The following is a 26,314-nucleotide window of genomic DNA, read 5'->3' as shown; positions in this document are numbered from 1 at the left end:
GGGCTAACTGACGTTCATTCGTATGTGACGCAGTGGCACAAGTTGTCACCCCTGTTTGTGTCGTCTTTACACACACTTCTTATTCGAAGCTCTATCTACGGAAAACAAAATGCTTCAATGCAAGAATTCTGCTACCCTCCATCAAACATGAGGCAAGTTGACGTTCGTGATCATCTCACCTTGTCTGCTTGGCGCATCGATGTCGAGCGAGGCGAGATATTAACACGCAAGCCTCTAGATGCAGGAAATCGTGAAATCTTGCCCATTCTCGTCCCAGGCCTATGCGACGTTCAAATCAACGGCTACGCCGGCACTGATTTTAACAGCGACACCCTCGAAGAAGCCGCATGGCATCACGCTGTCGCATCCCTACTACGCGACGGTTGCAGTGCCTTCTGTGCAACACTAATCACCTGCCCTCTCCCCTCCCTACAAAAACGCATGCGTCGAATCTGTGAGCTCATGCAAAACACACCGCAGTGCATAGGCATTCATCTCGAGGGGCCCTACCTCAACCCCGACACAGGCACGCGGGGCATTCACCCAGAAAAACACATGCTCAAAAAAAATTTACTCACCTTCCTTGGCGCCATCGCAGAATACCTAGACCACGTGCATCTCATCACTCTTGCCCCCGAATCAATTGAGGAAAACGAACGAGCCGCTTTCCTCTCCCAATGCCAAAAAAAAGGCATCCGCGTCTGCGCTGGCCACAGCTCTGCTCGTGGCAACACCCTACGCGACGCCATAAACGAAGGCCTCTTCGGGTGGACCCACCTCGGCAACGCCATAGGACGAAATCTCGACAAATTCGAATATCCCTTTTGGGACGTCCTAGCCCACCCCCACCTTCGTGCCTCTCTGATTCCAGATAGTTGGCACCTGCCTCCTGCTGCATTCCGAGTCATCGCCTTCGCCCTACACACGCGCATGATTTTGACAACCGATGCCTCAGCAGTTGCTGGCTCAGATCACCAAAACTCTCTCTTTCTAAACGATACCCCCATCCAAATAAAAATCTCCTCCGAAAACATCGAATGTGAACCCGCACCCCTTCCCATGCCAATAAAATTCTGGGGCCACTGGCTTGAAAAAAAATTAGAATTAGACTGGGAACGGCATGCATCTTTCATTCCACACAGACCAGCCAAAGTCCCTCGCGTGGTAAACGACGAAAATCGTCTCGCAGGCTCAGCTCTCAGACCGCTAGACGCCGTGTGGCAAGCAGCCTGGATGCTACAAGTGCCCTGGACCTTACTCTGGGATACTTACTCGACGCAAGTCTTCAGCCATTGGCTAAATCCAAATCTACCCCGCCCCATATCCAGCCAAAAAGCCTTCTATCTCGTCACGCCACCTCAGCCCACCGATACCTCACTCCATCTACTCCCACTCGATAGTAGCTGGAGGCTTTGAGGAAATATCATACACGACGCGGTTCACGCCATGCACTTCATTAATGATTCGCGTCGAGATTCTTGCCAACAAGTCCGCTGGAAACGGCACCCAGTCCGCCGTCATCCCATCGGTGCTATACACTGCACGAAGGGCCACAGTGTAATGATACGTCCGCTGATCCCCCATCACGCCCACACTCCTCACCGGCAACAACACCGTAAACGCCTGCCAGATTTTATCATACCAGCCAGCCTCCCGTATCTCTTCAATCGCAATTCGATCACTCCTGCGAATGATCTCTAAACGATCCTCACTCACCGCGCCCAGACACCGAACAGCTAATCCCGGCCCAGGGAACGGATGACGATAAAGCATCTCCCGTGGCAAACCTAGCCGCTCCCCAAGTTCCCGCACCTCATCCTTAAACAATTGCCGCAGAGGCTCAATTAACTTAAACGCCATTTTCCGCGGCAACCCACCTACATTGTGATGTGACTTGATCAACGCAGCCGGATTCCCGTTGATCGGCACGCTCTCGATCACATCAGGATAAAGCGTGCCTTGGGCTAGATAAGTGATTTTACCTAGCTTCCGAGCCTCGGCTTCAAACACACGGATAAATTCCCGGCCGATGATCTTTCGCTTGCGCTCTGGATCCACCACCCCACGAAGCGCCTTGAGAAAACGAGCGCTCGCATCGACGACATGCAGATGCGTCCGAAAAACTTTTCGAAAAACTCTTTCGACCTGAGCTCGCTCATCATAACGCAACAGCCCATTATCCACAAAAATACACTCCAACTGCTTCCCAATCGCCTTTTTAAGAAGTGCCGCAGTCACACTTGAATCTACCCCACCACTGAGTCCGAGCACCACACGCTCTTTGCCAATTGCCTTTCGCCAATGATGACAACTCTGCTCGATGAAAGACCGCATCGTCCAGTTTTTGCTGGCACCACAAATCGCCAGAATGAAATTCTCTAAAATCTTTTTTCCATAATGCGTCTGAGTCACTTCAGGATGAAACTGCAAGCCAAAAAAACGCCTCCGTGAATCCTCAATCGCTGCATACCGCGCATTGTCGCTCCGTCCGATTCCCACAAAACCTCGCGGCAAGGCCTTAATGTGATCCGCATGGCTATTCCAAATCGTGCTCTCATCCGGCACCCCATTGAAAAGCCCGCTCTTGCGTAAAATAAAAAGTTTACCCACGCCATACTCCCGCCGCTCGGCTCTAGCTACGCGGCCTCCCAAGCAATGCGCTAGAAGCTGCATCCCATAGCAAATTCCTAAAATCGGCACCCCAAGCGCAAAAATACCCCGATCCGGCAACGGTGCCCCTTCAGCATAGACACTAGCAGGACCTCCAGATAAGATAAGCCCGGCGGGCTTCAGCTCCGCAATCCTCTCGGCCGGCGTATGATACGGCAAGACTTCTGAATAGACATGACACTCCCTCACTCGCCGCGCAATCACTTGGGTATATTGAGAGCCAAAATCCAAAATAATAATGTGATGATCCATAACTCATGGTGCATCTCTCATTGACGCAACGTCAGAAGGAGATCTTTAGCCTCCACAGATTGTCCCACTTTCACAAAAATCTTATCCACAATCCCGTCAACTGGCGCTTGGATATTCGAATACATCTTCATCGCTTCGATCGTCAGCAACTTATCTCCTTTTTGAACCTTAGACCCCACGCTGACGGCCAGCGCGCTGATCATCCCCGGGATTGGCGCTCCCACTTGCAACGGATCACTCGGATCAGCCTTAGGTTGCACAGGTTGAGAAGCTTTCTGTGAACGATCCACAATATGAAGCTGTCGCGTGTTGCCATTCAACTCAAACGTCACCAGCCGTCGCCCGCTTTCGTCTAGCGGTCCCACGTTGACCAGACTGATAAAGAGCGTCTTACCCTCCTCAAGATCCACCTGAATTTCCTCCCCCGGTCTTAGCCCATAAAAAAATGCCGGCGTAGGAAGAACGGAAAGATCACTGTAGTCGCGCTGTTGCCGGACAAACTCCATAAACACATCGGGATACATCAAGTAAGAGTAAAGATCATCATCAGTGACCTCGCGCTTGATTTTTTCAGCCAACTCAGCCTTTGTCGCTTTGAGATTTACGCTGGGTAAATTTGCACCCGGTCGGCCTTTGGTCGGCACGCGCTGCGGACCAAGAATGATTTTTTGCACGTCCTTCGGCCATCCCCCCGGTGGCGTCCCCAACCCGCCCGAAAGCATATCCACAACCGAAGCCGGAAAAGGCGTAGCTCCTGGCTCAAGATTGAGCACATCCGCTGGACGTATCCCTCGAGTAATAAGAAACATCGTCATATCTCCCACGACTTTGCTAGAAGGCGTGACTTTGACGATGTCACCAAAGAGTTGGTTCACTTCAGCATAGGTGCGCTCGATTTCATTCCAGCGATGCAGCAAACCGAGACTCGCTGCCTGTTCTTTTAAGTTTGTGTATTGGCCTCCCGGCATTTCGTGGACATAGACAGCGGCGTTCCCCGTGCGCGGGGCTGTATCAAAAGGTTGATAGTAACTTCGCACCACTTCCCAATAATCGCTCAACGCATTGAGCTTCTCGAGATCCAACTCAGTTTCACGCGGAGTATTTTGCAATGCTGCGACTATAGAGTTCAGATTGGGTTGACTCGTCGATCCCGACAAGGAGGCTATCGCCAGATCCACAACATCGACCCCGGCTTCCGAAGCCATTAATACAGAAGCCGACGCAACTCCACTTGTATCGTGAGTGTGAAAGTGAACCGGTAACTCAATTTCTTCGCGTAGCGCTTTGATGAGCTGCCGTGCTGCAAACGGTTTACAAAGCCCAGCCATGTCTTTGATGGCGAGAATGTGTGCCCCCATGGATTGCAGTTCCTTTGCGAGCTTGAGGTAATACTTCAGCGAATATTTCGTGCGTCGCGGATCAAGGATATCCCCTGTGTAGCAGATTGCCCCTTCGCAGATGGCATGGGTTTTATGCACCGCCTCAAACGCCACTTTCAAATTCCGCAGATCATTCAGCGAATCGAAAATCCGAAAAATATCTATACCTGCTTCTGCCGCATGCCTAATGAATCCGGAGACGACATTATCGGCATAGTTGGTGTAGCCGACTGCATTAGCCCCACGAAAAAGCATTTGGAAACAGATATTCGGAATCCGCTCACGAAGCGCCCGGAGACGTTGCCAAGGGTCTTCATGAAGAAAACGCATTGCCGTGTCGAACGTAGCGCCTCCCCAAAGCTCAAGACTGAAGAGCTGCGGAAAGGATCGCGCTATATAATCGGCCACTTTGAGCATGTCGTAGGTGCGCATGCGTGTGGCCAAAAGCGATTGATGAGCATCGCGCAGAGTCGTATCAGTAATCAAAAGAGGGCGGTGTGCGCGCACCCACTCAGCAAATTTCTTAGGACCGAGCTCTAAGAGTTTTTGACGCGTCCCCGGAAGAATCGGCGTCGATTTATCATAAGCCGGCACAGAGGCAGGCGGCAATGGGGTTGAAGGTTTGAAGCCTTTGGCGTGAGGATTGCCATTGACGATGACATTTCCTAGGTAACTGAGCAGCTTTGTGGCTCGATCGCGGCGCTGCTTGAATTGAAAGAGCTGTGGGGAATGATCGATTAATGTTGTCGTCGCTTGGCCTGATACAAAGTCGGGGTGATGTATGAGGTTTTCTAGAAAGGGGATATTTGTCTTCACGCCTCGGACGCGGAATTCTTTGAGTGCTCGGTCCATGCGTTGAAGGGCGCTTTTGAAAGTCGGGCCAAAGGCTGTGATTTTGACTAGGAGCGAATCATAGAAAGGGGTGATCTCGCTACCTGACTCTCCCATGCCACTATCGAGGCGGATCCCGAGTCCTCCTGCTGCGCGGAAGGTTAAGATTTTTCCATAGTCTGGTGTGAAGCGGTTTTCAGGGTCCTCGGTCGTCACTCGAGCTTGCACAGCGTAGCCTTGACACGGAATTTGGTCTTGAGGCGGGATGTTGATTTCGGTGTCGTGGAGTGCGTGGCCTAGAGCGATCAGAATCTGTGAACGCACGAGATCGACTCCAGTGACGACTTCTGTGACGGTGTGCTCGACTTGAATGCGTGGATTCATCTCGATGAAGAACCACTCCTCACGATCGAGATCGACGAGGAATTCTACTGTGCCAGCGTTGCTGTAGCGAATTTCCTTAGCAAGCTTGACGGCCGCTTCGCAAAGCTCTTGGCGCAGCTTTGGTGAGAGATTGTAAGCCGGCGCCATTTCGACAACTTTTTGATGGCGGCGCTGCACGGAGCAATCGCGCTCGTAGAGATGGACGACGTTTCCGTAACGATCGCCTAAGATTTGGACTTCGATGTGCTTGGCACGAGGGATGTATTTTTCAAGAAAGGTCGCTGGGTTTCCGAAGGCGCTTCCTGCCTCGGCTTGGGCTTCATCGAGCAGGCGCGGTAAATCTGCAGCGTGCTCTACGACTCGCATTCCTCGCCCGCCGCCGCCATGCGCGGCTTTGATGATGAGTGGGAAGCCGATTTCTTTTGCTATTCGCAATGCTTCTTCTCGGTCGCTGACGGGATGGGGCGTGCCGGGAAGGGTATTTATCTTGAGTCGCGAGGCTACAGCGCGCGCCGCGACTTTATCGCCCATCATTTCGAGGTGCTCTGGGGCAGGGCCGACAAATATGATTCCTTCTCGGGCACAGGCTCGAGCGAAGGCGGGGTTTTCAGAGAGAAATCCATATCCGGGGTGAATGAGGTGGACGCCTTTGGATTTGGCAAGACGCACTATGCCTTCGATGTCGAGGTATGCGCCGACGGGGCCGAGGCCTTCACCGACGAGGTAGGCTTCATCGGCTTTGAAGCGATGCATGGAGAATCGGTCTTCTTTGGCGTAGATGGCGACGGTGCGGAGGTCGAGTTCTGTTGCTGCACGAAAAATGCGAATGGCGATTTCGCTTCGGTTGGCTGCGAGGAGTTTTAGGCCTTGATAATCGTTTATTGGAGCGGGGTCTTTTCCTTCTAGGAGTTGCGCGAGGAGTTTATCTCGTTGATTCGACGGCGCCCTTGACATATCGTCGGTATATCAGTGACGGTGGGGGTTGGCAAAGGGGAAAGAATGGTCTTCGGGCTAGGGTTTTTGTGCTTTTGATGGGGCTCTGGGAGTGGTTATCGAGCCACGAGTTGGAGGGTGTAGGTCTGTTGGAAGATCATTCCTGGGCCGCGTTGGGTTATTTGGCTGACTGCTACGTTTATGCGGTCGCCTTTTTTGATGCGCAGGAGTTGGAGAGGTAGAGCGGCGATCTCGGGCGTAGGGGTGTTGCCAATTCGAACGAGAAACATTCCTGCTTTGATGCCTCGTTCGGCTGCTGGACTTTCAGGGTCCACATCCGTGATGAGTAAGCCTGCGTCGGGGGTGAAAGGAATTCCAAGGGCTTGTGCAAGGTCTGGCGTGATCTCTTGCACGGACAAACCAAATCGCTCGGATAGGATTTGCTGGGGTGTGGGAATGGGAGCTCCACGCTTTTCGCCGCGCGCTACGGCGATGGCTTCACGGGTGTAGGCGAGGACTCGATCACCGGGGATAGAGAAACCTAAGCCTTCGATGCGTTCACCTGCATATTTGGCTGAGTTGATGCCCATGAAGCGGCCTTGTATGTCCACGAGGGGGCCGCCGCTGTTGCCGGGGTTAATGGAGGCATCCGTCTGGAGGAGACCTTCGACTTGGGTGCCGTCTTGGGTGACGATGGTGCGGTTGCGTGCGCTGAGGATGCCTTTAGATACTGAGTTTTGAAAGCCGACAGGGTTTCCTAGTGCGATGGCGGTCTGTCCGAGTAGGTTGGGTGAGAGGGGCTCTAGGCGTAAGTAAGGTAGTTCTTCGCCTGCGTTGATTTTGATGAGAGCTAGATCGAGATCGGGGCTGGAGTCTACAAGGCGTGCGTCGTAGATTTTGCCGTTGTTGAGGGTAACGCGGATTTTAAGCTTCAATGCTGAAGCTTCATCTACGACGTGTGCGCATGTGACGATGTATCCATCGGGTGTGATAAGGACGCCCGATCCGAGGCTGCTGATATTTTGCTGAACGGGGAAGGTGCCAAAGAACCAGTCGCGATAGTAGCGGCGGACGACGCCCTCGACGTTGATATTGACGACTGCCGGCATGACGCGCTCGACGACTTGCACGGTTGGCTCTGTCTCAGAAGTGTGGCTTGTGGCTTGTTCTTGTGCGAGCCCCGTTTGTGCGTAGAGGAGAAGTGTGAGGGGGAGGGGTAGGAGGTGTTTCACGTTGGTTATGAAAGCAGACTTTTTTGAAAAATACCAGTCTGGGGGTCGTGAGGTGTGTGAGGGGATTCCTGTGTGGGATGAGCAGCGTGTGCAGCGGGTGTGGTTTGAAGGATGGTTGAAACAGCCGCTTGAGACGGTAGAGGGGGGGCGTTTGTGGGTTGTGCAGCCTGGTTTTTGGCGAAGGGGGGCAGGACCTGATTTTCAAAAGGCGGCGGTGCGTTTTCCTGATGGCTCAGTGAGGTGTGGGGACGTAGAGGTGGATTTGAAGCCTGAAAATTGGACGGCTCACGAGCACGACGAGAATGCGGAGTATGACAACGTGATTGTGCATGCTGTGTGGGAGGCTGGGCGGGGTGGTTATTTTACATCGACGAAATCTTTTACTTACGTGCCTCAAGTGGTGATGCGGACTCAGTTGGCTATCGATGAGATGACCTTATGGAGTGTGCTAGATGAGGGAAGTCCGGAGGGCTGGCCGATGAGTGTGCCGGGGGCCTGTCGGCGGGAATTTGAACAATTGGGGAGGGAGCGGTTGGTGGCGGTGTTGCGGAGTGCGGGATTGTATCGCTTGCGTCGAAAGGGTGTGCGGTTTTATTGGCGTGTGAGGGCTGTGGGTGGGCTGCAGACGTTGTGGGAGGCGCTTGCTCGAGGGATGGGGTATCATGAGAATGTGGTGGCATTTACGGCGTTGGCGCAGTGTGCGAGGATAGAGGAGGTGTCGAAGCTGGAGGGGGAGGCGCGCGAGGCGTTTCTTTGGGGGATGGCTGATTTGTTACCCGAGAATGCGACGTCGATTCGTGATGAGGAGGGGAAGCGTTATCTGAAGAAGCTTTGGTCGCAGTGGTGGATGATGCGGGGGGAGAAGATGGGGCGCGTGTTGCCTAGGGATTTATGGGTAAGGAGAGGGGGTAGGCCTTGGAATCATCCGTTGCGGCGTTTGGCTGGGTTGTGTGCGTTGTCGTATCGCTTGGAGGCGATCTATGAAGCAATTGAAGGATGTGACGAAAAACGTTTCATTGAAAATATAGTGGGAAGGGAGGATTATTCTTTTTGGATGCGAAGGGTGAGTTGGTGGGGGCGGAAGTTGGATAAGGCTTATCCTTTGATTGGAAGGGCAAGGGCAGTGGAGCTTTTGGTGAATGTGTTTTGGCCTTGGGCGGTGTGGGGAAAGGATTTGGGCGGTTTTTCTGAAGAGCTTTTGGAAAGCCGCCTTTTGAGATTACGTTGTGGCTGGAATCATAAGACGAGGATTGTTTATGATCGGATTGTTCCGCCTTCGATTGGGCGTGAGTGTTTGGGGAATGCGCTGATGCAACAGGGGTTATTGCAAATTTATGAGGACTATTGCGTGAGAGATGCGAGTGCTTGTGCAAGTTGCCCTTTTCTGGGGCAGATAGAAGCGGTAAGTTGATCTACCAAATTGTGCGGGGGACCTGGATTTGGTCGCCGACTTGGAGCGGGAGGTCGAGTGCGGGGTTGCGAATAGCTTCGACGGCGTCGAAGGGGATGACTTGGTTCCCGCGAAGGATGCGGATGGCGCGTCTGTTGGCGAAATCAGTGAAGCCGTTACAGGCGGCGAGGGCTTTTAAGACGGTGAGGTCGTTGGTGAAGGGGACTCGTTGTGGGGTGCGGACTTCTCCGATGACGTTGATGAAGCGGAGTTGGGCGAAAGTGATGGTGACGTTTGGGGTGGCGTAGATGCGACGTGAGCGGTAGTTGTTTTCGATTTCTTGCTTGAGTTGGGCAGTTGTCTTTCCGGCTGCTTTGATGCGACCGATGAGAGGCATCGAAATGTATCCTTCTTCGTCGACGCGGTCTTCAAACATGGCGACGTCTTCCTGTGGGACTCCGGTGAGGCGGATGTTGAGAATGTCGCCTACGCGCATGATGTCTTCTGTGGCGGTGATGTTGGAGGAGAGGGGAGTATTGGGAGGGGGATTGGGAGAAGTGTAGGTATAGGGCGTGGAGCGGTTGGAGGCGCATCCATGGAACAGTGATGCGGCAATAATTAGGAACCAGACGATGGGAAGCATATCGGTTTAGTCTAAACGTTGGCTATGGGCTGGAAATTAGTAGGATTCACTACCATTGCGAGAGCCAAAGATTGATTGAATGTCTGTTTTCTTGCCGTTTTGGACTTGTTGAGATGGCAGTGGGGTGGTGTTGGGGGCTTCTTTGTGCTTCGTTGTATCTCGTGAAGGAGTGTTTTCTTTAGTTGTTGGAGACGTTCGACCAGCCGGGGTGGGAGAGGGGGGATTTTTTTGTCTCTCTTTACTTTGTTTGCTTTGTGTTTTTGGGATTGGTTTGGGTTTATCTTCTTCGTCTTCGTCAATGTGTTGATAGTATTGGTAGGTGCTGTAGTAGTAGTAGGACTCGTGTGTGTTTATTGCTACATTGTTTAAGACTACTCCGACGAGATTCCCGTTGACTTGTTCGATGGCTTCTTTGGCTTTAAGGCAGACTTGTCTGGGATAGCGGCGATGTTGAATCACAAGGAGCGTCTTATCCACTTCGTGAACGATGACTGAGCCGTCGCTAATGCCGAGGATAGGCGGCGAGTCGAAAAGAACGATATCATATCGTTGACGCAAGTCTGCTAGTATTTCACGAATTTTGGTTGCATTCATCAAGCCGATGCGGTCGGAGGTTACTTTTCCTGCGGTAATAATGTGGAGGTTTGGGACTGATGTCGATTTGATATATTCGTAGGGTTCTCCCTTGCCCTGTAAGAGGTCAGCGAGACCGTGTTCTCTGGGAATCTGTAGATATTTATGCTGGGTGGGACGCCGAAGATCCGCATCAACGATTAGGACGGATTGTCCTGTCTGAGCACATACATACGCGAGATTAAATATAGTGAGGGATTTCCCTTCCCCGGGACCGCCGCTGATCAGCGTGAGAGAGTTTCCTTCTCCACGCTTGGGTTTGAGGTCTATTTTTGCTCGAAGGATTCGATACGCTTCAGCATCTGGTGCATCGGGAGGGAGTTGATTTAGCGCACACATGTTGTTTGGAACTACACCGACGACGTTGAGACCGAGGTATTTTTCAACTTCTTCGACGGTTTTAACACTAGTATCGAGATATTCGATGAAGAAGGCACAAGCTAAGCCTAGGACACCCCCCACCAGGATGCTGAGGATAATGTTTAAGAGCAAGTTGGGCTTGTGTGGTTTTATGGGAGGCTCTGCGTGTGAGATGAGTTCAGCAGGTTCAATTTCAATCTGGGTGTCGGCACTTTCTTGTTTATAGCGAATGATAAGAGCTTGCAGTATGTCGTGTTGACTTTCTGCTTCTTTTTCTGCCTGGAGGAATGGAGCTAGTTTTTCCCCTTTATCGCGTCGAACGCGCTCTGTTAAATTTTTAACTTCTTCTTCAAGTTGTCTTACACGAGCTTGACTGACTTCATAATCAATTTCTAGAGCATTTCGTTTGCCTTCGACCATACCCATGATTTGTTCGCGGACTTTACGGAGTTTAGCTTGGGCGGCCTGCACTCTTGGGTGGTCTGTGCCGAGGCCGCCGCTGATTAGGCGTGTGATTTCGGATTCGATGTCGAGTTGATCTTGGCGGAGACGGATGAGATTGTCATCCATGAGGTTGAGCGCAGGTAGGGTATCGAGTAGCTGTTCAGTGGTCATGTTCTTGAGGCGCTCAATGCGCACCTTTCGGGCTATGGCGTCGGCACGGGCTTCATCCAGCATCATGCTTTTTCTTTGGAGCTCGACGTCAGCAAGCTGGGTATCGTTTTTAAGGCCTCCTGGGACTGCATCGATGCCGAGTTCTTTTCTTAAGGCTTCTACTTTTTGGCGAGATTCTGCAACGACTTTGCGTTGTTTTTCAATTTCTTCGCTTAGACTCTTCAGACCACGTGAGGCACGTGCTTTTTCGTCTTCTCTTCGGGTGTCAATATAGACTTGAGCTATACTATTAGCAATCCGGGCTGCTTCTTCGGGATCTTCACTGAGGCCTGTGATTGTGATTATGTTTGTGCCGCGGCGATAGTCGAGCTTAAGAAGATTCTTTGTAAGGTAATCATACATCAGATCCACTGGCAGTGGGGTATCTTGCTTTAAGAGTCTTTGAGCATAGACTTTGTCGAGGCCAAGTTTCTCAATGACTGGATAGAGAATTTTTTTGGATTGAATCAGCTCGAATTCGGACTGGAAGTAGTGTGGGTCATAAAAATTTGAGTGATCTCTACGGAATACTTCTATATCGCGTTGCGGCTTATTTACCTGGATTTGCGCCGTTGCGGCGTATACTTTCGTAATGAGGTAAACCGTGGTGAAATAGCCACTCGCTACTGTGAGAACGAGGACTGTGATGATGATGGGGAGGCGATTTTTAATTACTCTCCAGTAATCCAGAAAGTGGAGCTCCCCCTCCTTACTTTGACTGACCATGAGCCTTTTATGGACTACTTATTTTATCTGGCAATCTTTTTTAAGATTGCCAGCTGCTGAATGCCGAGAGATGTGGCATTCGGGTTGGATCTTTAATAAGTTCCTCGCACGCCGAAATAGACACGGTTTCTGTCGTATTCGTTAAATTGGATATTTGAATCGACTGTAGTGTAAATGTAGCCTGCTTCGAGCTCTAGGTTTTTATTCACTTCGTAATTCATACCGACATCCACCCCGTAGATGTTTTCTCTGATCTTAGTTATCGTCGGTAAGCCTAGAACGAACTGTCGCTTGTGTTCACCAAAGGTTGCCATGCCTTGCACTCGTGTGGAGAACTTTGGCGTCCATTGATAACGTCCACCGAGTGTGAATGTGTCAGCTTCACGAGCATAATAAGTATTCAGGGAGGTGCTGGCTATGGTATGGCTGTAGCTGGCATTGATCGAGGAATTAGCCCCGGTCTCGATGTTGAGGAGGACCTGTCCGTAGGGTGAATTGTAGCTACCTCCATCTATAAAATCCGTATGTGTGATGCCCGCTCGAAGACCGATCGTTGCTTGGCGGGTAAGGTCATGATCGACCCCTGCCATGCCCGTATAGTTTACAAAATCCCGACGCACATTCCAGTAATCATGATAGCCGATCAAACCTCCCACTACGAGCGTTGTCGTGGGAACAACTAGGAAGCGAAACTCATGTTTACCTTTATGCACCATGCGGTCTTCGAAACGAGATATTCCCTTATCCTCGTAATCCCATACATCGTTACCGTATCCACTGATCGTCCCAAATTTAGGCGTCCATTGGATCATGAGGTCTGCATCAAAGGCATTAAAAATGTAATCGTTGTTTGTGCGGATGAATACTGAGCCTGGGGCGTCTAGGATGGCCGGCTCTTGTGTAATGCGCAATCGATCGCGCACATCTATCCCTACTCGATCGGAGAATTGATGCTTGATACGGCCGTAGATTTCATGGCTCAGATCCACATCTTTGTTTCCAGGGCGATCAAAATAATACGCCGCGGAAAGTGTGTAACGAGCTGCGTAGCTGGTATTATCGTCCTTTTTATTGTAGATGATACTGGGCTCGCCGATGAGTTTCCAAGAGCTTTGTTCGTTTGAATTGGAGGTGTTGATGTTATCGTCGTATTCACCACGAATGAGCGCCGTCACAGTGAATGGTCTTTTTTGTGGATCTGCTGGAGCAGAACTGGCTGGTTGCTGCGTAGGCGGCATCGTGCTCGGCGGAGGAATGGGGGCTCCCGCGAAGGCGACAGTCAGGTTGCACAAGGTGACTCCAGCAATGATCGTCAGTATGTTTTTCATAGTTGAGCTGATTTTTCTATATTTTTGGGTGATTGGCAACTATTTTTTCGTGAAGCTTTAAAAAATTTTTAAAGCTTTTAGTAACAAAAGAGTTGTGATATTTTTTTAACGATTCTGTATTTTGATTTAACGTTAGGTTAAATCAACCTATTGCGTCGAAGTTAATCTTCACCACTACGTATAGATTCATCTTACCTCCACATCCCAACGGATTCGATCTGCGATGAGCATGTATTCATCCTTGTTGGGAGGAAGAAATGTAGCCTTTTGCAACGGGAATCCTGGCGGCGTATTCTCACGTCGGATGAGCATCTTCCAATCTTTGTATTCCCCTTTTTCCACATCGAGATATCCTAGATTGGTGGTCTGTGGTGTGAAGAGTATCGCGACAAGTGGTTGAGCGAAATCGTTGATCCGATAAAAATCATCAAGCGTCTTGGGTAGCCATACACTGGAGCGCTGAGTATACCACGCTGTTGCCCAAGGAATATCGCTGGCGATGGTTTCATTTTTTTGAAACCATTGACTCATGAATTGAAGGATCGGCGGAAAATAAGGCGGATAGCGATACGGCGGCTCACCGGGCGGTAGAAGAGTCATAACAAATGCCCCGGAATTAGCTGCGAGATAAAGACTAATGATTGTGTAACGAACAATCGGCAAATAATTTGTAATCCGGTCTAGCAACACAAAAAAGAATGCCCCTCCGAACACTATCATAGCTGGGAACAACACAGCCATCTGATTATATTCATCGATCATTTTAGGATTAGGCAGCGCCAGGCTGCTACCGATGGCCAGTAAAATCACAGCTCCAGCTAGCCACCAACGCAGCGCCTGGGCACGCACCCGTTTGAAAGGGTGCATTAATCCTACGACAAAAAACATCGCTGCCACAGAGCCACCAGTTAGGACGAAAAAATGGGTGACATAATGGCGCACGCCTTCCCGCAGCTGTTTTGCGGCATTCGTCCAGATCGTAGAAGGCGGCAGCTGAATGTAGGATCGATAGATTGTCGTCCCGGGATAGTCTGGATGATTTGCTCCTACCGCGAATGCGTTTGCTCCCATCACACTTCCTGTCAACTGATAATTCCTGACTAGCCAGGGCGTCAAAATTAACACCACAATCGCGCAAGCGATTGGCCAAAGCACTTTTTCTTTGCGAAATATGTAGCCCACCAGCAGCATATACGATACCATCACCCACACCATCGTCAGACGGGTCAACAACATCAATCCCATCAACACAGCACTGCCGAGAAGGCAGATCCACATTGCATTTTTTCGCCCTTCACCCTGAGCCAAAATAGCCTCGTGTAGGCACCAACAAAAACCTACAAAAAGCATCATCAAAAAACTCGTTGACAATCCGGAAATTGAAAACCCCCATACGAGGTCTGACACGAAAAACACAATCACTGAGATGTAGGCTACTCGGATGTCGAACATTCGCTTGGCCCACGAATACAACAAAAACGCCGTCACCATCACGCACATCATTCCAAATATCGCTACCCACCGATCCAGCTTGTATTCGCGCAGTTGATTTTGATCCTCGAATTTATCTGGGTGGACTAGACCCCAGGGCCATAGTTTCATCCACAAGCCTAATACCAACGGATACAGGGGCGCATTGATGGTATCGGGTATCTTCTGAAAATCCATGCCCAGAGGTCGGTTCAGCCCCGCTCCTGTTCCCAGGGGCTGTTGTATGCCCGCCTTTTGAGCTTGACGTTCTCGCAACTGCGCAAGGGCCACTGGCCTGATGAATTTTGTCGTAAAGCCCTGCCCTGTTGCTATTTGTCGCGCCACTTGGGCGTAATCCATGGCTTCCGCATGAGCTAGTCCTCGAAATTGCGTTACGAGATACAAAATCGCCACCACTAAAACCACTACTGCGAACGTCACTCTGACGAGCCACTGTCGAATCCCGCCCGCGTCTAGGGAATAAACAGCACTTTGTATATCTGACATAAATTTTTCGTTTTCTGTGCTCGAGCGCGTTGTTTACCTATTTGCCGGGTAACGGACAAATTTTATTTTTGTGGCTGGTTTTTTTATCTTTTGTCCAGGTCCCAGCCGTATTCTTTGAGTTTGCGGTAGAGGGTGCGGCGGCTGATGCCGAGTTTTTCAGCGGCTTGAGTTCGATTGCCGCCACAGGCGCGCAATGCTTGGGCGATTGAGCGACGTTCTTGTTCCTCTAGGGAAAACGGATTACTGGAAGCGGTTTGACTTTCTTCTTTTCCGAGTGGCACGGTCTCTTTGCTGCCATTTTCTAAGTATTGCAGGAGGCCTGAAGCTCCGGCTACGATGCGCTCGGGGAGGTCTTGGGTGCGCAATACGCCGCCTTCGGCAAGGACTACTCCGTGTTCGATGGCCATGCGTAGTTCGCGGATATTTCCCGGCCAATTGTAGCGCATCAGGATGTCGATTACGCCATCGGCTAGTCGTGGTGTGGGTTTTCCGTTTTCTCGCGCGCAGTCTCTTAGAAAAACTTTGACGAGCTGGGGGATGTCTTCTTTTCGCTCGCGGAGTGGGGGGAGGTAGAGTCGCACGACGCTGAGTCGATAGAATAAATCTTCGCGAAATTTTCCCTCTTGCATCATGGCTTCGAGGTTGCGGTTGGTGGCTGCGACGACGCGCACGTCGACGGGGATTTCTTGGTTGCCGCCTACACGTTGGATGATCCGTTCACCTAAAGCTCTGAGGAGTTTTACTTGGGTGCTGGCGTCGATTTCACCGATTTCGTCGAGGAAGAGTGTTCCACCGCTGGCTTCTTCGAAGCGCCCGATGCGTCGCTCGATGGCGCCTGTGAAGGCGCCTCGCTCGTGTCCGAAGAGTTCACTTTCCAAAAGTTGCGGTGAGAGCGCGGCGCAGTGGACGGTGACGAGGGGCCCATCTTTTCGTGCGCTCCATTGGTGGATGGCGCGGGCGATGAGTTCTTTGCCGGTGCCGCTTTCGCCTTCGATGAGGACGGTGGCACGGGAGGCGGCGACTTGGCGAGCTTTTTTGAGAATTTGAGTTAAGGCTGGCGATTCTCCTACGATGCGTGAGGCGATGTCTCCGTTTTGGGAGGAGGGGGTGTTGGGGTCGGGTTGTGGGGTGGGGTCTGCCTTGGTATCTTTGATGGCGCGTTTGAGGATGACGCTGAGGCGATCGATATCGAGTGGTTTCATGACGTAGTCGTAGGCGCCGCGTCGCATGGCTTCTACGGCGTTATCTACGGATCCGTATGCGGTCATCATGATGCAGGCGGGGCGTGGGGTGAGGGTTTGTGCTTTTTCGAGCAGTTTCATTCCGCTTTCTGAGCCGAGTCTGAGGTCGGTGAGCAGGAGGTCGACTTCTATGCCGTCTAGGATGTTGAGGGCTGATTTGACGTCGGGGGCGGTGTAGATGTCGAAGTCTTCTTCGAAGGCTTGTCGTAGTCCTTCGCGGGTGGCTTTTTCGTCATCGACTATGAGTAATACCGGCAGGGTTTTTGATGACGCCATAGAAGGCTGGTTGGCTGATTTTATAATTGTTTATGGGTCTTGGATCAAGGTGTGTGCGGTAGATGTGTGGCTGTAGGTGTGGGGGGGGTTTTTGGTGGAATGAAAGCTTTTTGGGTTTTGCTTTCTTTCCTGTTGGGTTCTGGGGGGTGTAGCGGGGTGGAGTGGGTTATTGGGTTGGTGTGCCGCTAGTGTTGGTGGGTTGTTGGGGCTCGGCGGGGTCGGAGACGGAGATTAGCTCGACTTCGAAGATGAGGAGGGCGTTGGGGGGGACTCTGCCTCCGGCGCCTTGTTCGCCGTAGGCGAGTTCTGGGGGGATGTAGAGTTCCCATTTGTCGCCGGGTTTCATCATTTGGAGGGCTTCAGTCCAGCCTTTGATGACGCCGTTGACGGGGAAGGTGGCAGGTTGGCCGCGCTCGATGGAGCTATCGAAGACGGTTTTGTCGAGGAGTCGGCCGGTGTAGTGGACGGTGACGGAGTGGTTGAGTTTGGGAGATTTGCCGCCGCGTGGGCCTTCTTTGAGGATTTTGTATTGGAGGCCGCTTTTGGTGGTTTTGACGCCTTTTTGTTTGGCGTTGCGGGCGAGGAATTCTTTGGCTTCTTTGGCGTTTTTCTCGGCGAGTTCTTTTTCGCGTTTGGCTTGTTTTTCTTGGAGTTCTTGTTGGAAGCGCATCATGGTGTCGTGCATTTCGTCTTGGGTGAGGAGGTATTGGTCGCCTTGTTTCAGTCCATCTTGGAGTCCGCGCATGAAGAAGTCGGTGTTGAGTTCGAATCCTTGCATTCGTAAGTTTCTGCCGATGTTGGAGCCGAGGGTGTAGCTGACGCGGTCGATTTGGGATTGGGGTTTGTTGGGATTATCGGCAGGAGGTGAGGAGGGTGAGGAGGGCTCTGGTGCAGATTGGGGCTGGGCTTGGGCTGTGGTTATGACTAGGGCGGCGAGTGCGATGAGGGGATAGAGGAGGGTGTTGAGTTTCATCATGAGGCACTATCTCAGCAAAATTGGAAATTCCAAACAAAAAATGTGGGAGGGGAGAGGGGGGTTGTTATTGCCCGACTTCTAAAGTCTCTCCGGGAAAGGCTTTGAGGGTGAATCCGAGGAAGACGGCGTGCTCGGTGGAGCGGGCGCGGTGTGGGATGCATTGATAGGAGAGGGCGAGTTGCCATGAGGTGAAATCGCGGTAGAGGGTGATGCGGGAGGATTCGAGTCGCTGATCTTTTGCTTCGAAGGTGTGGGCGGTGCTAAGTTGCCAGGTTTCGTTTATGCGATGAAAGGTGCGGAGGGTGAGTAGGTGGCTGGAGGGGTAGAGGCGGCTACGATGGAGGCTGTGGTGAGCGATTGAGAATTGGGAGGCGGGGTGAATTTGCCAGGTGAGGGAGTGGTGGGTTTCGGTGTAGTTGTTGTGGACGAGGTTGAGGGAGATGAGGGAGTCGAAGCGTAGCCATGGGAAGGGGGTGAAGCGGAGGTGGTTGTGGAGGTTGCCGAGGGTGCGGCGATCGGGGTGACGTTCTTCGTTGAATTGGCGGAGGGGGTTGATTTCGGTGAAGAGGTGCCAGTCGAGCCAAGTGAAGGTCTGATCGTCACGGCGAGTCTGCCATTTTTGGTGGAGGCGAGGGAGGATGCGGAGCTCTTGCGTGTGGTCATCGATGGAGGCGTGGTGGAGGAGGTTGATGGGAGGGATGCGTTGTGCGGGTAGGCGTCGATCCCAGAGGCGGTATGGGGTGGTGTCGAATGTGGTGGCGGGGATGTATTGGATCGAGAGGGAGGGCTCGATGAGGTGGCGTAAGCCATCGAGGCGCAGGGCGGGGCTTTGAAAGTCGCGCCATGTGCGATGGAGCTTGAAGGAAAGATCCGCGGCGAGGATGGGCATGAGGCGAGCGGGATTGGGGGCTTGGGAGGCTGAAGAGTCGAGGGGAGTAAGTCGCGTCCAGTGAGTGAAGCGAAAGCCGACTCGAGGTGTGAAATGTAGCCAGCCGAAGAGTGTGAGGGGGCGTGTGAGTTGGTGAAGGGTATCGAATCGCCATGCTGTGTAATCTTCACCCATCGGATGTGGATCGCGAGCTGCGTGAAACTGGAGATGAGCAATCGAGGATTGACTTTCATAGTTGAAGCCTGTGGAGAAAAGCGGGCGGCGCTTGAGGTCGAGACGAAGCTCCGGGGTGCGCTCTCGTGTTTCAAAAAAGGGATTTATGGCGATACGGTTGAGGAAGGAGAGGGTGTAGTCGGAGTGGGTGAAGAGGAGTTCGGCGAAGTTGTCAGGTTGAGGCAGGAGGCGGAACTGGCGTTTGAAAAAATCTTCTGTGACGTGGGGATCAGACCAGCGGTTGAAGTCGGTGGTGAGAGTCAAGGATGGCCAAGGGGTGAGGCGTTGTTGGAGGGAGAAAAGGTGACGAGAGGCGCTGGTAGAGGAGCGAGGGAAGGCGTAGGGATTGTAATCGGGGGCATTGTCTTGGGCGTAGTAGGCTTTGAAATGGGTGAAGTGTTCTTCATCGGGTGTCCATGCGAGTCGAGCGCCACCAGCCAATCCGCGGCGAGAGCGGAGATCGAAGAGGAGGCGGCCAGTGAGGTCAGGAGTGAAGGCGTAGGCGTATTGGGGTTTGAGAAATAAGCCTTGGGGGGCGTCGCGACCAAGGTCGAGGTTGAGGTTGTTTTGGGAGTTTTTAAGGGATTGGCTGTAGATCGGCCACCAGAAAAATGGGACTTTGCCAGCATGGAGAGTGACGTGATGCAGGACGACGCGTTGTTGGGGGTAGTAATCGATCTGGCGTGCTTTGAGGTAGAAGCTGGGCGTCTCGAAATTATCTAGGGAGAGTGTGCCGTTGCGGATGCGGTAGAAGTAGGCGTCGTTGGACAGGGGGAGTGTTTCTATAGATTCTCCTTGGAGGCAGAGGTTGTCTTTTAGGAACCGAAAGGGGCCGGATCGGAGAGATGAGTTGTGTTGAAAATAATCGAGTTTGTCCCCTGCATAGATTGATTCATCGGTGTAGAGACGAATTTGGCCGATCGCGCGGGCGTGGCGTTGAGAAAAATCATAATGAAGGGTATCGGCGCAGAGGATGGTGCGGGCATGCTCGATGCGGGCGTGACCTTTTGCTGTGGCGTGGTCGTCTTGGAGGAGCAAATTTTGGTGTGCTGTAATGATGGTGGTGATCGGGTTTTCTTGTTTTGTTTTGTGCTCAGTGGGCTTTAGTTGAGCGAAGGTGGGTAGTGTGAAGATGAGGAGTGCACTAAGAAGATGCGTGCTGTTTGACATTGCCTAGGAGAATTATTTTGATGCAAGGGGGACGGGGTGACGAGTTCTATTTAATTTCGATTGTTTAGTCATGGGATAGGGGGATTTGGTCTTCGAGAATTTCAACTGGGCATTGGGGCAGGGCAGCGATGAATTCGCGTCCATAGGGGCGCGAAAGGATGCGCGGATCGAGGATGCAGACAATCCCGCGGTCTTCGTGGCTGCGGATGAGACGGCCGACTCCTTGTCGGAATTTCAGGATGGCTTCGGGGAGAGAATATTCACTGAATGGATTGCCGCCTCGGTTTTCGATGATCTCGCATCGCGCTTGGACGATGGGTTGATCGGGGACGGGAAATGGAAGCCGTGTGATGATCACGTTAGAAAGCGCTTCACCTGGGACATCTACGCCCTGCCAGAAGCTGTCTAGGCCGAAGAGGATGCTGTGGGGTTGTTTTTTAAATGTTTGGAGCATTTTCTCACGGGTCATACCAGTGCCTTGGCATAGGAATGGCCAATTTTTTTTAGCGAAGAATGGTGCGGTTTTTTCGGCTATGGTTTGCATAAGCCGTTGGTTGGTGAATAGCACGAATGCATGGCCTTGAGTCTGCGCGGTGAAATATCGAATCCATGCGGCGAGCGCTTCTTGGTAGCTGTCTTGGGAAGGGTCTGGCATATGCCGTGGGATGAAGATGCGCATTTGCTGCTCGAAATGGAATGGAGATCCGAGCTGGAGAGTGCGGTGATGGAGTGCGCCGATGCGTTGCACGAAGTAATCAAGGCTATGTGGTGTGGGTGCGAGGGTGGCACTGGTTAAGATCGTAGTGTGGTCTGGCTTGAAGAGTAGGCGAGAGAGTAGAGGTGCGATTTCAATAGGGGCTGCGTTGAGTTTGATTTCTTGGTCCCAGGCTGGTCCTCGCTCGATCCAATAGAGGTGGTCGGGTTTGTCGTGAGCGAGGAATTGAGATATGCCTTCACGGAGAGCGAGGAGGCGGTGGACGAATTGGTTGAGATCGGCTTGGTTGTCTTCGTCATTTTCTTCTTGGGCATGGAGGCGGAGGGATTCGATGAGTTGGGTGAGTGGGAGACGCATGATATCGGGAACGAAGTCGGGATGATGGATGCGGATTTCGTTTCCAGTCTGCTTTTGAAGGGCACTATCGATGGAGTGAAAAAGGGTTTCTGCGGATTGAAGATTTTTTTTGACGAGCTCGATAGGCTCAGCCAAGCGGAGGAAGGGAAGCAGTCCTTTTTGGGTTTTAGGGTTGAAAAGGCGATGGAGTGTGGCGCGGAGGCTTTGACGACTGACAGTCCAGCCGAGGTGTCGGGTGGCGACGTTTTCAAGAGTGTGTGCTTCGTCGATAATGAGAAAGTCGTTTGTGAAGAGGTAACCTTGGGTGGAGGAGTTTGAGTCGAGGTTTTCTTCGATTCCAGCTAGGAGTAGGAAGAGGAGCGAGTGGTTGAGAATGAGAAGTTGCGCTTCTGTGGCTCGACGTTTGGCGTGGTGGTAAAAACATTTCCCACATCGCGAGCAGCGTTGTGGCGTGCAAAAAAAAGCTTCGCTGCAGATGTGCTGCCAAATTTTAGGATCGGGCTGTGGGTCAAGGTCTGAGAGCGTGCCATCTTGAGTGTGGACTGCCCAGTGATGGATTCGAGTGAGCTCGTTATATTCTGCTGAGGTAAAAAGGGAATCGGCGTGGCGCAAGGCTCTTTCGAGGCGAATGGGACAGAGATAGTTGTGGCGCCCCTTAAGAAGGGCGGCTTGGAAGCTGTCTCCCCAAAAGTGGAAGAGTAGGGGAATGTCTTTTTTGTGGAGTTGCTCTTGCAAAGTGATGGTGTGCGTGCTGACGATGGCTTTGCGTTTATTTTGGAGGGATTCGAGGAGGGCGGGGATGAGATAGGCAAAGCTTTTGCCGACTCCTGTGCCTGCTTCGACGATGAGATGATGCCGTTTTGTGAGTGCTTCTGCTACGGCTTCGGCCATGGTTTTTTGCTGAGGGCGGTATTGAAATTTTTCGATCGTCGAGAGGGGCCCGTGGCGATCAAAGAGCTGACTGACTTGTTGGGGGAGCGACTTCACAACGGGAGAGGAAAGCTACTGTGGCGAATTGTTTTATCTAGCGGGGGGAAGGTCTGGAAGAAAGGATTTAGACTAGGCAGTTTGAATTTTGTGTTTAGCTTACGATGAATATGGAAAGCGTTCAAAATACGCCGATCCGATTTATTATTCCTCGGGGTGGGTTGGGGGGGGTGATTTTTTGGTTGTTTTTGACGACGGTGCTGGCTTTTTCGACGCTTTATTTTTACTTACAGACGGTGGTGAGTGAAAACGTGAAGCGATTCGAGACGGACGAGGGTGGCCTTTTGCAGCAGGAGAATGCTAGGCTACGTATGCAAATTGATCGGATGCAGTCGGAGATTGCTCAGACAGGGAGCTTGTTGCGTTCTCAGGAATTGTTGCTGAAGCAGCGCGAGCAAAATTTGGAAAATGTGCGGACAGAATATCAACGGCTGATGATTGCTCAGACTGCCTTTGATAACCAAGCTGCAGCTTGGGAGGAGGAGTTAAGCGCACGCCTCAAGGCATTCGTAGAGCGTGGTGATGTTGAGTTTGTGCGGGAGAAGGGGCGTTTTGTTGTTCGTATATTTAGCGCTGTGCTTTTTGCGCCAGGGGATGTGGGCGTGAAGGCTGAGGGATTGGAGTTACTTTCTCAGGCAGCCGAGGTTTTGCGGGCGGCGGCTCGCGACTATGATTTAAGCATTGAGGGGCATACTGATAATATGCCGGTGCTCGATGCCTTGATCCGTAGGTTTCCTACGAATTGGGAGTTATCAGTGGGCCGCGCAGTGAGTGTGCTTCGCGTTTTTCTTGAAGGGCACGGATACGATGGGAAGCATCTGATCGCTGTGGGATATGGCGACTCGAGGCCGATCGCACCCAATACTACACGGGATGAGCGCGCTAAAAATCGCCGTGTGGAGCTTGTGGTGCGTTTCAAAAATCCACCGAATGAACGTCGCGTGGAATCTCAAGATGAGACGCCGACTCAAGCGGAACATAAAGTCCCTGCATCAGGGGAAGAAAGGTAACCTGAGCTGATCATGAGAGGTCCGAGCGCTTGGCAGGAACGTTGGATTTGGAATGCGGTTACGGTTTTATCGTGGGGGGTTATTTTGGTGGTTGTGGTGGGAGTGACAGTGCTGGGGATGTGGATTGCAAGCCGATTTTATGGTGTTTTGCTGCCGTTAGGGGTTGCATCGGTGATTGCGTTTATTGTTGAACCTGTTATTGGTTTGATGGCGAAAGGCGGATTACGCCGATCGTGGGCTGTGCTTATCGTGGGGGGGGTGTTGTTATTGGGAATAACGGGGTTGGGTGTTTGGTTTGTGCCCAAATTCATTTCGCAGATAATGGCTTTGACGCGGGACTTGCCGGATCTTGCTGTATGGGTGAAGGAGCACGTTGTAGCGCTTACAAAAGCGCATCCACATGCTGAAGCTTGGATGAAGGCTCAGGCGGTAAGTTTTTTGGAGAATTTGCCGGGGTGGCTACAGAGGAATATGGGCGCCTTGGTGAAACCACTTGAGCAATTTTGGTCAGCGGTCGGATTAGCGTTAGGGTTTTTGCTCGTGCCTGTGTATGTGTTTTATTTGTTGGTAGAAAAAGAGAGCATTGAGAGCCGTTGGCGAGATTTTGTGCCTTGGCGGGAGACGATGTGGGGGAAAGAATTGGTATGGGTGATCGAGCAGGTGCATGGTTATCTTGTTACGTTTTTTCGCGGGCAGGTCGTGGTGGCGTTTATTGTGGGTGTATTGACAGCTGTTGGGCTGACGTTGATCGGTCTTCCTTACGCTTTGCTTTTCGGAGTGGTGTGCGGCATTTTGAGCATCGTGCCGTATCTGGGTGTGGTGGTGAGTATAATTCCTGCTTTAATTCTGGCTTGGGTGAATACTGAACATTGGGTGCAACCTTGCTTGGTAGTAGCTGTCTTTGGGGTGGTGCAATTTGTTGAGGGGATATTTATCTCGCCGCGTGTGTTGGGCAACCGCACGGGGCTGCATCCAATGACGGTGATTGTTGCGATCTTGGTGTGGAGCCAGATTTTGCCGGGTCTTTTGGGTGCTATATTGGCGATCCCGCTAACGGCGACGTTGCGTGTTGTGCTCTATCGGTATGTGTGGCTACGCAGGTTGCCGGCGGAATTTCCGCTTAGAGAGGAGTCGGAGAGGTCATGATGGAATGCGATTGGAGTCGGTATGGTGGGGTTTTGCCTGTGGAGGTGGTGGAAGAGAGTCTGGAGGATCCATTTGGTCTTGAGTTTTTGCCCGATGCTGAGCGGTTTTCAAAAGAAAGTAGGGGCTTTCATCTTGGGCGTGCTCGAAGTGGGATGGGGGTGTTTGCGGTGTATGTGGCAACTGGGAAAGTGTGGAGGATAATTGCGGCAAGAGAGATGAGCGCTGAGGAGGCTTTTTTTTACGAGAAAAAAATTAAGGAGGCAATATGGTGAAGGATTTACAATCTGAGGGGAGCGGATACTTTGAAGGGGTATCTTCTCAAGATAAGCGGGAGATCAAGACATTATATTCTTGGGATGAGGTGCCTTATTTTATAAGCACTCAGGAGGAGGTTGAGTATTGGAGGAGTCATGGTTTGAGCGAGTCGTTGATGCGAGGTTCTTTAATAACTGGGGATGCAGGAGAGTCTACTATGATTACGTTGCGGATGCATCCGAGGATGTTGGCACGTCTGAAGCGGTTGGCACGTATGCGATATTTAAATTACCAATCGATGATTAAGCAATGGATTGCTGAGCGGCTAGAAGAGGAGGATTCTCGTTGAGTGGGAAGGATTGTTTTTATTTATTGAAGTATGGAGTTGAGTAGGGCAACGTGTGAGTTTGTCTGCACCATGAAAAAGTTGAACCAAACGAATGACTTTTTTGCTAAGAGGTGTTGTGGAACTGTGACTTCCTGTCGGAAGCTACTTGGAATGGAGGGGGTAAAATTGGAAACGTAAATGTTTAGCCTACTAAGAGAAAAAGGATTAGGATTTGTGATATGATTCTGAAGCATCTATCAGGTTTATTTTCAAACGACATCGGGATTGATTTGGGGACGGCGAACACACTTGTCTACGTGAAAGATAGAGGCATTGTGCTGCGAGAACCGAGCGTGGTGGCGATCGCACAGGGGACACGCAAGGTGCTTGCTGTCGGGGAAGAAGCCAAGCGGATGCTTGGAAGGACGCCGGGGAACATCATCGCGGTAAGACCGTTGAAGGATGGCGTGATTGCAGATTTCGAGGTGACTGAAGCCATGCTGAAGGCTTTTATCCATAAGGTGCAGACACGTCTTAAACTTCGCCGTCCGCGTGTGGTGATTGCCGTGCCCAGCGGTATTACCGAGGTGGAAAAAAGGGCGGTGCAGGATTCTGCGAGGCATGCTGGCGCGCGCGAAGTGCACTTGATCGAGGAACCTATGGCTGCTGCGATAGGTGTGGGGTTGCCCGTCCAGGAGGCAAGCGGAAATATGATTGTGGACATCGGTGGGGGCACGACGGAAGTCGCGATTATTTCACTGGCAGGGATTGTATATAGCCGAAGCGTTCGTGTGGCAGGTGATGAGCTCGACGAGAGCATCATTAACTACATGCGGCGCGCCTACAATCTTATGATTGGGGAACGAACGGCGGAGGAAATTAAAATCAAAATCGGATCTGCCTATCCGATGGAAAAAGAAACGACGATGGAGGTAAAAGGCCGCGATTTAGTAGCTGGTCTTCCCAAGACTTTGTCGATCACCTCTCAAGAGGTGCGTGAGGCCTTGATGGAACCGTTGTCAGTGATAGTCGAAAGTGTGCGTATCACGCTTGAGCGGTGCCCGCCAGAGTTATCAGCTGATTTAGTGGAGCGAGGGATTGTATTGGCAGGAGGTGGGGCCTTGCTTCGGGGGATTGATCGGCTTTTGGCTGAGGAAACAGGTTTACCTGTGCATGTGGCTGAGGATCCGTTGAGTGCTGTAGCGGAGGGGACTGGTAAAGTGTTGCAGGAGTTCCGTTATCTGAGAAAGATTGCTGAGACAGAGGGGCAAGCTTGATCTTGGGCGCTGCAGCGATGATGGTGTCTCCTCATTATTAGTGAATGGAAGAAGGGATGGTGGTATGTTTAGGCGGCGTGTT

Annotated in this window: 18 protein-coding genes; 7 read left to right on the top strand and 11 right to left on the bottom strand. The window is 51.7% G+C overall.

Going from position 1 to position 26,314, the window contains the following annotated elements:
• Window positions 1–57 precede the first annotated feature (57 nt).
• Window positions 58–1,416 carry a hypothetical protein gene (locus tag NZM04_07175; GenBank protein ID MCS7063808.1) on the top strand — a complete coding sequence of 453 codons (1,359 nt, stop codon included), beginning with the start codon at window positions 58–60 and terminating at the stop codon, window positions 1,414–1,416.
• Here NZM04_07175 and guaA read toward each other — a convergent pair.
• The 3 genes from guaA to NZM04_07160 all read right to left on the bottom strand — a co-directional run bounded on the left by guaA (window position 1,384) and on the right by NZM04_07160 (window position 7,681).
• Window positions 1,384–2,922, bottom strand: a complete 1,539-nt coding sequence (gene guaA, locus NZM04_07170) for a glutamine-hydrolyzing GMP synthase (protein MCS7063807.1) — start codon at window positions 2,920–2,922, stop codon at window positions 1,384–1,386. The genes NZM04_07175 and guaA overlap by 33 nt on opposite strands.
• Window positions 2,923–2,939: 17 nt before the next feature.
• Window positions 2,940–6,470: a pyruvate carboxylase gene (locus NZM04_07165; protein ID MCS7063806.1), complete on the bottom strand. Its 3,531-nt coding sequence runs from the start codon at window positions 6,468–6,470 to the stop codon at window positions 2,940–2,942.
• Between the two features lie 95 nt (window positions 6,471–6,565).
• The gene (locus NZM04_07160) at window positions 6,566–7,681 is read right to left on the bottom strand and encodes a trypsin-like peptidase domain-containing protein (GenBank protein ID MCS7063805.1); all 1,116 of its coding nucleotides are present in this window, start codon (window positions 7,679–7,681) and stop codon (window positions 6,566–6,568) included.
• A gap of 7 nt (window positions 7,682–7,688) precedes the next feature.
• Here NZM04_07160 and NZM04_07155 point away from each other — a divergent pair, with 7 nt between their 5' ends.
• Window positions 7,689–9,092 (top strand): DUF2851 family protein, encoded by a 1,404-nt coding sequence (locus tag NZM04_07155; protein MCS7063804.1) that lies wholly within the window; start codon window positions 7,689–7,691, stop codon window positions 9,090–9,092.
• Between the two features lies 1 nt (window position 9,093).
• Here NZM04_07155 and NZM04_07150 read toward each other — a convergent pair whose 3' ends face one another.
• The 8 genes from NZM04_07150 to NZM04_07115 form a co-directional block, all read right to left on the bottom strand.
• Window positions 9,094–9,714, bottom strand: coding sequence for a polysaccharide export protein (locus NZM04_07150; GenBank protein MCS7063803.1), 621 nt, complete (start codon window positions 9,712–9,714; stop codon window positions 9,094–9,096).
• 36 nt (window positions 9,715–9,750) lie between these two features.
• Window positions 9,751–12,087 (bottom strand): polysaccharide biosynthesis tyrosine autokinase, encoded by a 2,337-nt coding sequence (locus NZM04_07145; GenBank protein MCS7063802.1) that lies wholly within the window; start codon window positions 12,085–12,087, stop codon window positions 9,751–9,753.
• Between the two features lie 92 nt (window positions 12,088–12,179).
• Entirely contained in the window at window positions 12,180–13,415 is a 1,236-nt protein-coding gene (locus NZM04_07140) for an outer membrane beta-barrel protein (protein MCS7063801.1), read from the bottom strand.
• Window positions 13,416–13,601: 186 nt separating this feature from the next.
• A complete protein-coding gene (locus NZM04_07135) occupies window positions 13,602–15,392 on the bottom strand; it encodes a glycosyltransferase family 39 protein (protein ID MCS7063800.1) in 1,791 nt (596 codons plus the stop codon).
• Window positions 15,393–15,475: 83 nt separating this feature from the next.
• Window positions 15,476–16,909: a sigma-54 dependent transcriptional regulator gene (locus NZM04_07130; protein MCS7063799.1), complete on the bottom strand. Its 1,434-nt coding sequence runs from the start codon at window positions 16,907–16,909 to the stop codon at window positions 15,476–15,478.
• A 166-nt stretch (window positions 16,910–17,075) separates the two neighbouring features.
• Window positions 17,076–17,885, bottom strand: coding sequence for an FKBP-type peptidyl-prolyl cis-trans isomerase (locus NZM04_07125; GenBank protein ID MCS7063798.1), 810 nt, complete (start codon window positions 17,883–17,885; stop codon window positions 17,076–17,078).
• A 64-nt stretch (window positions 17,886–17,949) separates the two neighbouring features.
• Window positions 17,950–20,157 (bottom strand): hypothetical protein, encoded by a 2,208-nt coding sequence (locus NZM04_07120; protein MCS7063797.1) that lies wholly within the window; start codon window positions 20,155–20,157, stop codon window positions 17,950–17,952.
• A gap of 64 nt (window positions 20,158–20,221) precedes the next feature.
• Window positions 20,222–22,216 (bottom strand): DEAD/DEAH box helicase, encoded by a 1,995-nt coding sequence (locus tag NZM04_07115; GenBank protein MCS7063796.1) that lies wholly within the window; start codon window positions 22,214–22,216, stop codon window positions 20,222–20,224.
• A 110-nt stretch (window positions 22,217–22,326) separates the two neighbouring features.
• Here NZM04_07115 and NZM04_07110 point away from each other — a divergent pair, with 110 nt between their 5' ends.
• The 5 genes from NZM04_07110 (at window position 22,327) to NZM04_07090 (ending at window position 26,232) form a co-directional block, all read left to right on the top strand.
• Window positions 22,327–23,226 carry an OmpA family protein gene (locus NZM04_07110; protein MCS7063795.1) on the top strand — a complete coding sequence of 300 codons (900 nt, stop codon included), beginning with the start codon at window positions 22,327–22,329 and terminating at the stop codon, window positions 23,224–23,226.
• Window positions 23,227–23,238: 12 nt separating this feature from the next.
• Window positions 23,239–24,372 (top strand): AI-2E family transporter, encoded by a 1,134-nt coding sequence (locus NZM04_07105; protein MCS7063794.1) that lies wholly within the window; start codon window positions 23,239–23,241, stop codon window positions 24,370–24,372.
• On the top strand, window positions 24,369–24,644 hold the full coding sequence (locus NZM04_07100; protein MCS7063793.1) for a hypothetical protein: 276 nt from the start codon (window positions 24,369–24,371) through the stop codon (window positions 24,642–24,644). Before NZM04_07105 ends, NZM04_07100 begins: the two co-directional genes overlap by 4 nt.
• Complete coding sequence (locus NZM04_07095) at window positions 24,638–24,976, top strand: BrnA antitoxin family protein (GenBank protein MCS7063792.1); 339 nt, start codon at window positions 24,638–24,640, stop codon at window positions 24,974–24,976. The genes NZM04_07100 and NZM04_07095 overlap by 7 nt, the downstream gene beginning before the upstream one ends.
• A gap of 221 nt (window positions 24,977–25,197) precedes the next feature.
• Window positions 25,198–26,232 (top strand): rod shape-determining protein, encoded by a 1,035-nt coding sequence (locus NZM04_07090; protein MCS7063791.1) that lies wholly within the window; start codon window positions 25,198–25,200, stop codon window positions 26,230–26,232.
• The last annotated feature ends 82 nt before the right edge of the window (window positions 26,233–26,314 follow it).

This window comes from Candidatus Methylacidiphilales bacterium (genome assembly GCA_025056655.1).
Lineage (GTDB): Bacteria > Verrucomicrobiota > Verrucomicrobiia > Methylacidiphilales > JANWVL01 > JANWVL01.
This window is presented reverse-complemented; position numbering and strand designations above follow the sequence as displayed.

What these genes read in the sequence shown, in the direction of transcription:
- NZM04_07125 (MCS7063798.1), bottom strand. Translation starts at nt 17,885, where the DNA reads ATGATGAAACTCAACACCCTCCTCTATCCCCTCATCGCACTCGCCGCC.
- NZM04_07110 (MCS7063795.1), top strand. Translation starts at nt 22,327, where the DNA reads ATGGAAAGCGTTCAAAATACGCCGATCCGATTTATTATTCCTCGGGGT.
- NZM04_07135 (MCS7063800.1), bottom strand. Translation starts at nt 15,392, where the DNA reads ATGTCAGATATACAAAGTGCTGTTTATTCCCTAGACGCGGGCGGGATT.
- NZM04_07140 (MCS7063801.1), bottom strand. Translation starts at nt 13,415, where the DNA reads ATGAAAAACATACTGACGATCATTGCTGGAGTCACCTTGTGCAACCTG.
- NZM04_07120 (MCS7063797.1), bottom strand. Translation starts at nt 20,157, where the DNA reads ATGTCAAACAGCACGCATCTTCTTAGTGCACTCCTCATCTTCACACTA.
- NZM04_07100 (MCS7063793.1), top strand. Translation starts at nt 24,369, where the DNA reads ATGATGGAATGCGATTGGAGTCGGTATGGTGGGGTTTTGCCTGTGGAG.
- NZM04_07165 (MCS7063806.1), bottom strand. Translation starts at nt 6,470, where the DNA reads ATGTCAAGGGCGCCGTCGAATCAACGAGATAAACTCCTCGCGCAACTC.
- NZM04_07155 (MCS7063804.1), top strand. Translation starts at nt 7,689, where the DNA reads ATGAAAGCAGACTTTTTTGAAAAATACCAGTCTGGGGGTCGTGAGGTG.
- NZM04_07150 (MCS7063803.1), bottom strand. Translation starts at nt 9,714, where the DNA reads ATGCTTCCCATCGTCTGGTTCCTAATTATTGCCGCATCACTGTTCCAT.
- NZM04_07145 (MCS7063802.1), bottom strand. Translation starts at nt 12,087, where the DNA reads ATGGTCAGTCAAAGTAAGGAGGGGGAGCTCCACTTTCTGGATTACTGG.
- NZM04_07105 (MCS7063794.1), top strand. Translation starts at nt 23,239, where the DNA reads ATGAGAGGTCCGAGCGCTTGGCAGGAACGTTGGATTTGGAATGCGGTT.
- NZM04_07130 (MCS7063799.1), bottom strand. Translation starts at nt 16,909, where the DNA reads ATGGCGTCATCAAAAACCCTGCCGGTATTACTCATAGTCGATGACGAA.
- guaA (MCS7063807.1), bottom strand. Translation starts at nt 2,922, where the DNA reads ATGGATCATCACATTATTATTTTGGATTTTGGCTCTCAATATACCCAA.
- NZM04_07095 (MCS7063792.1), top strand. Translation starts at nt 24,638, where the DNA reads ATGGTGAAGGATTTACAATCTGAGGGGAGCGGATACTTTGAAGGGGTA.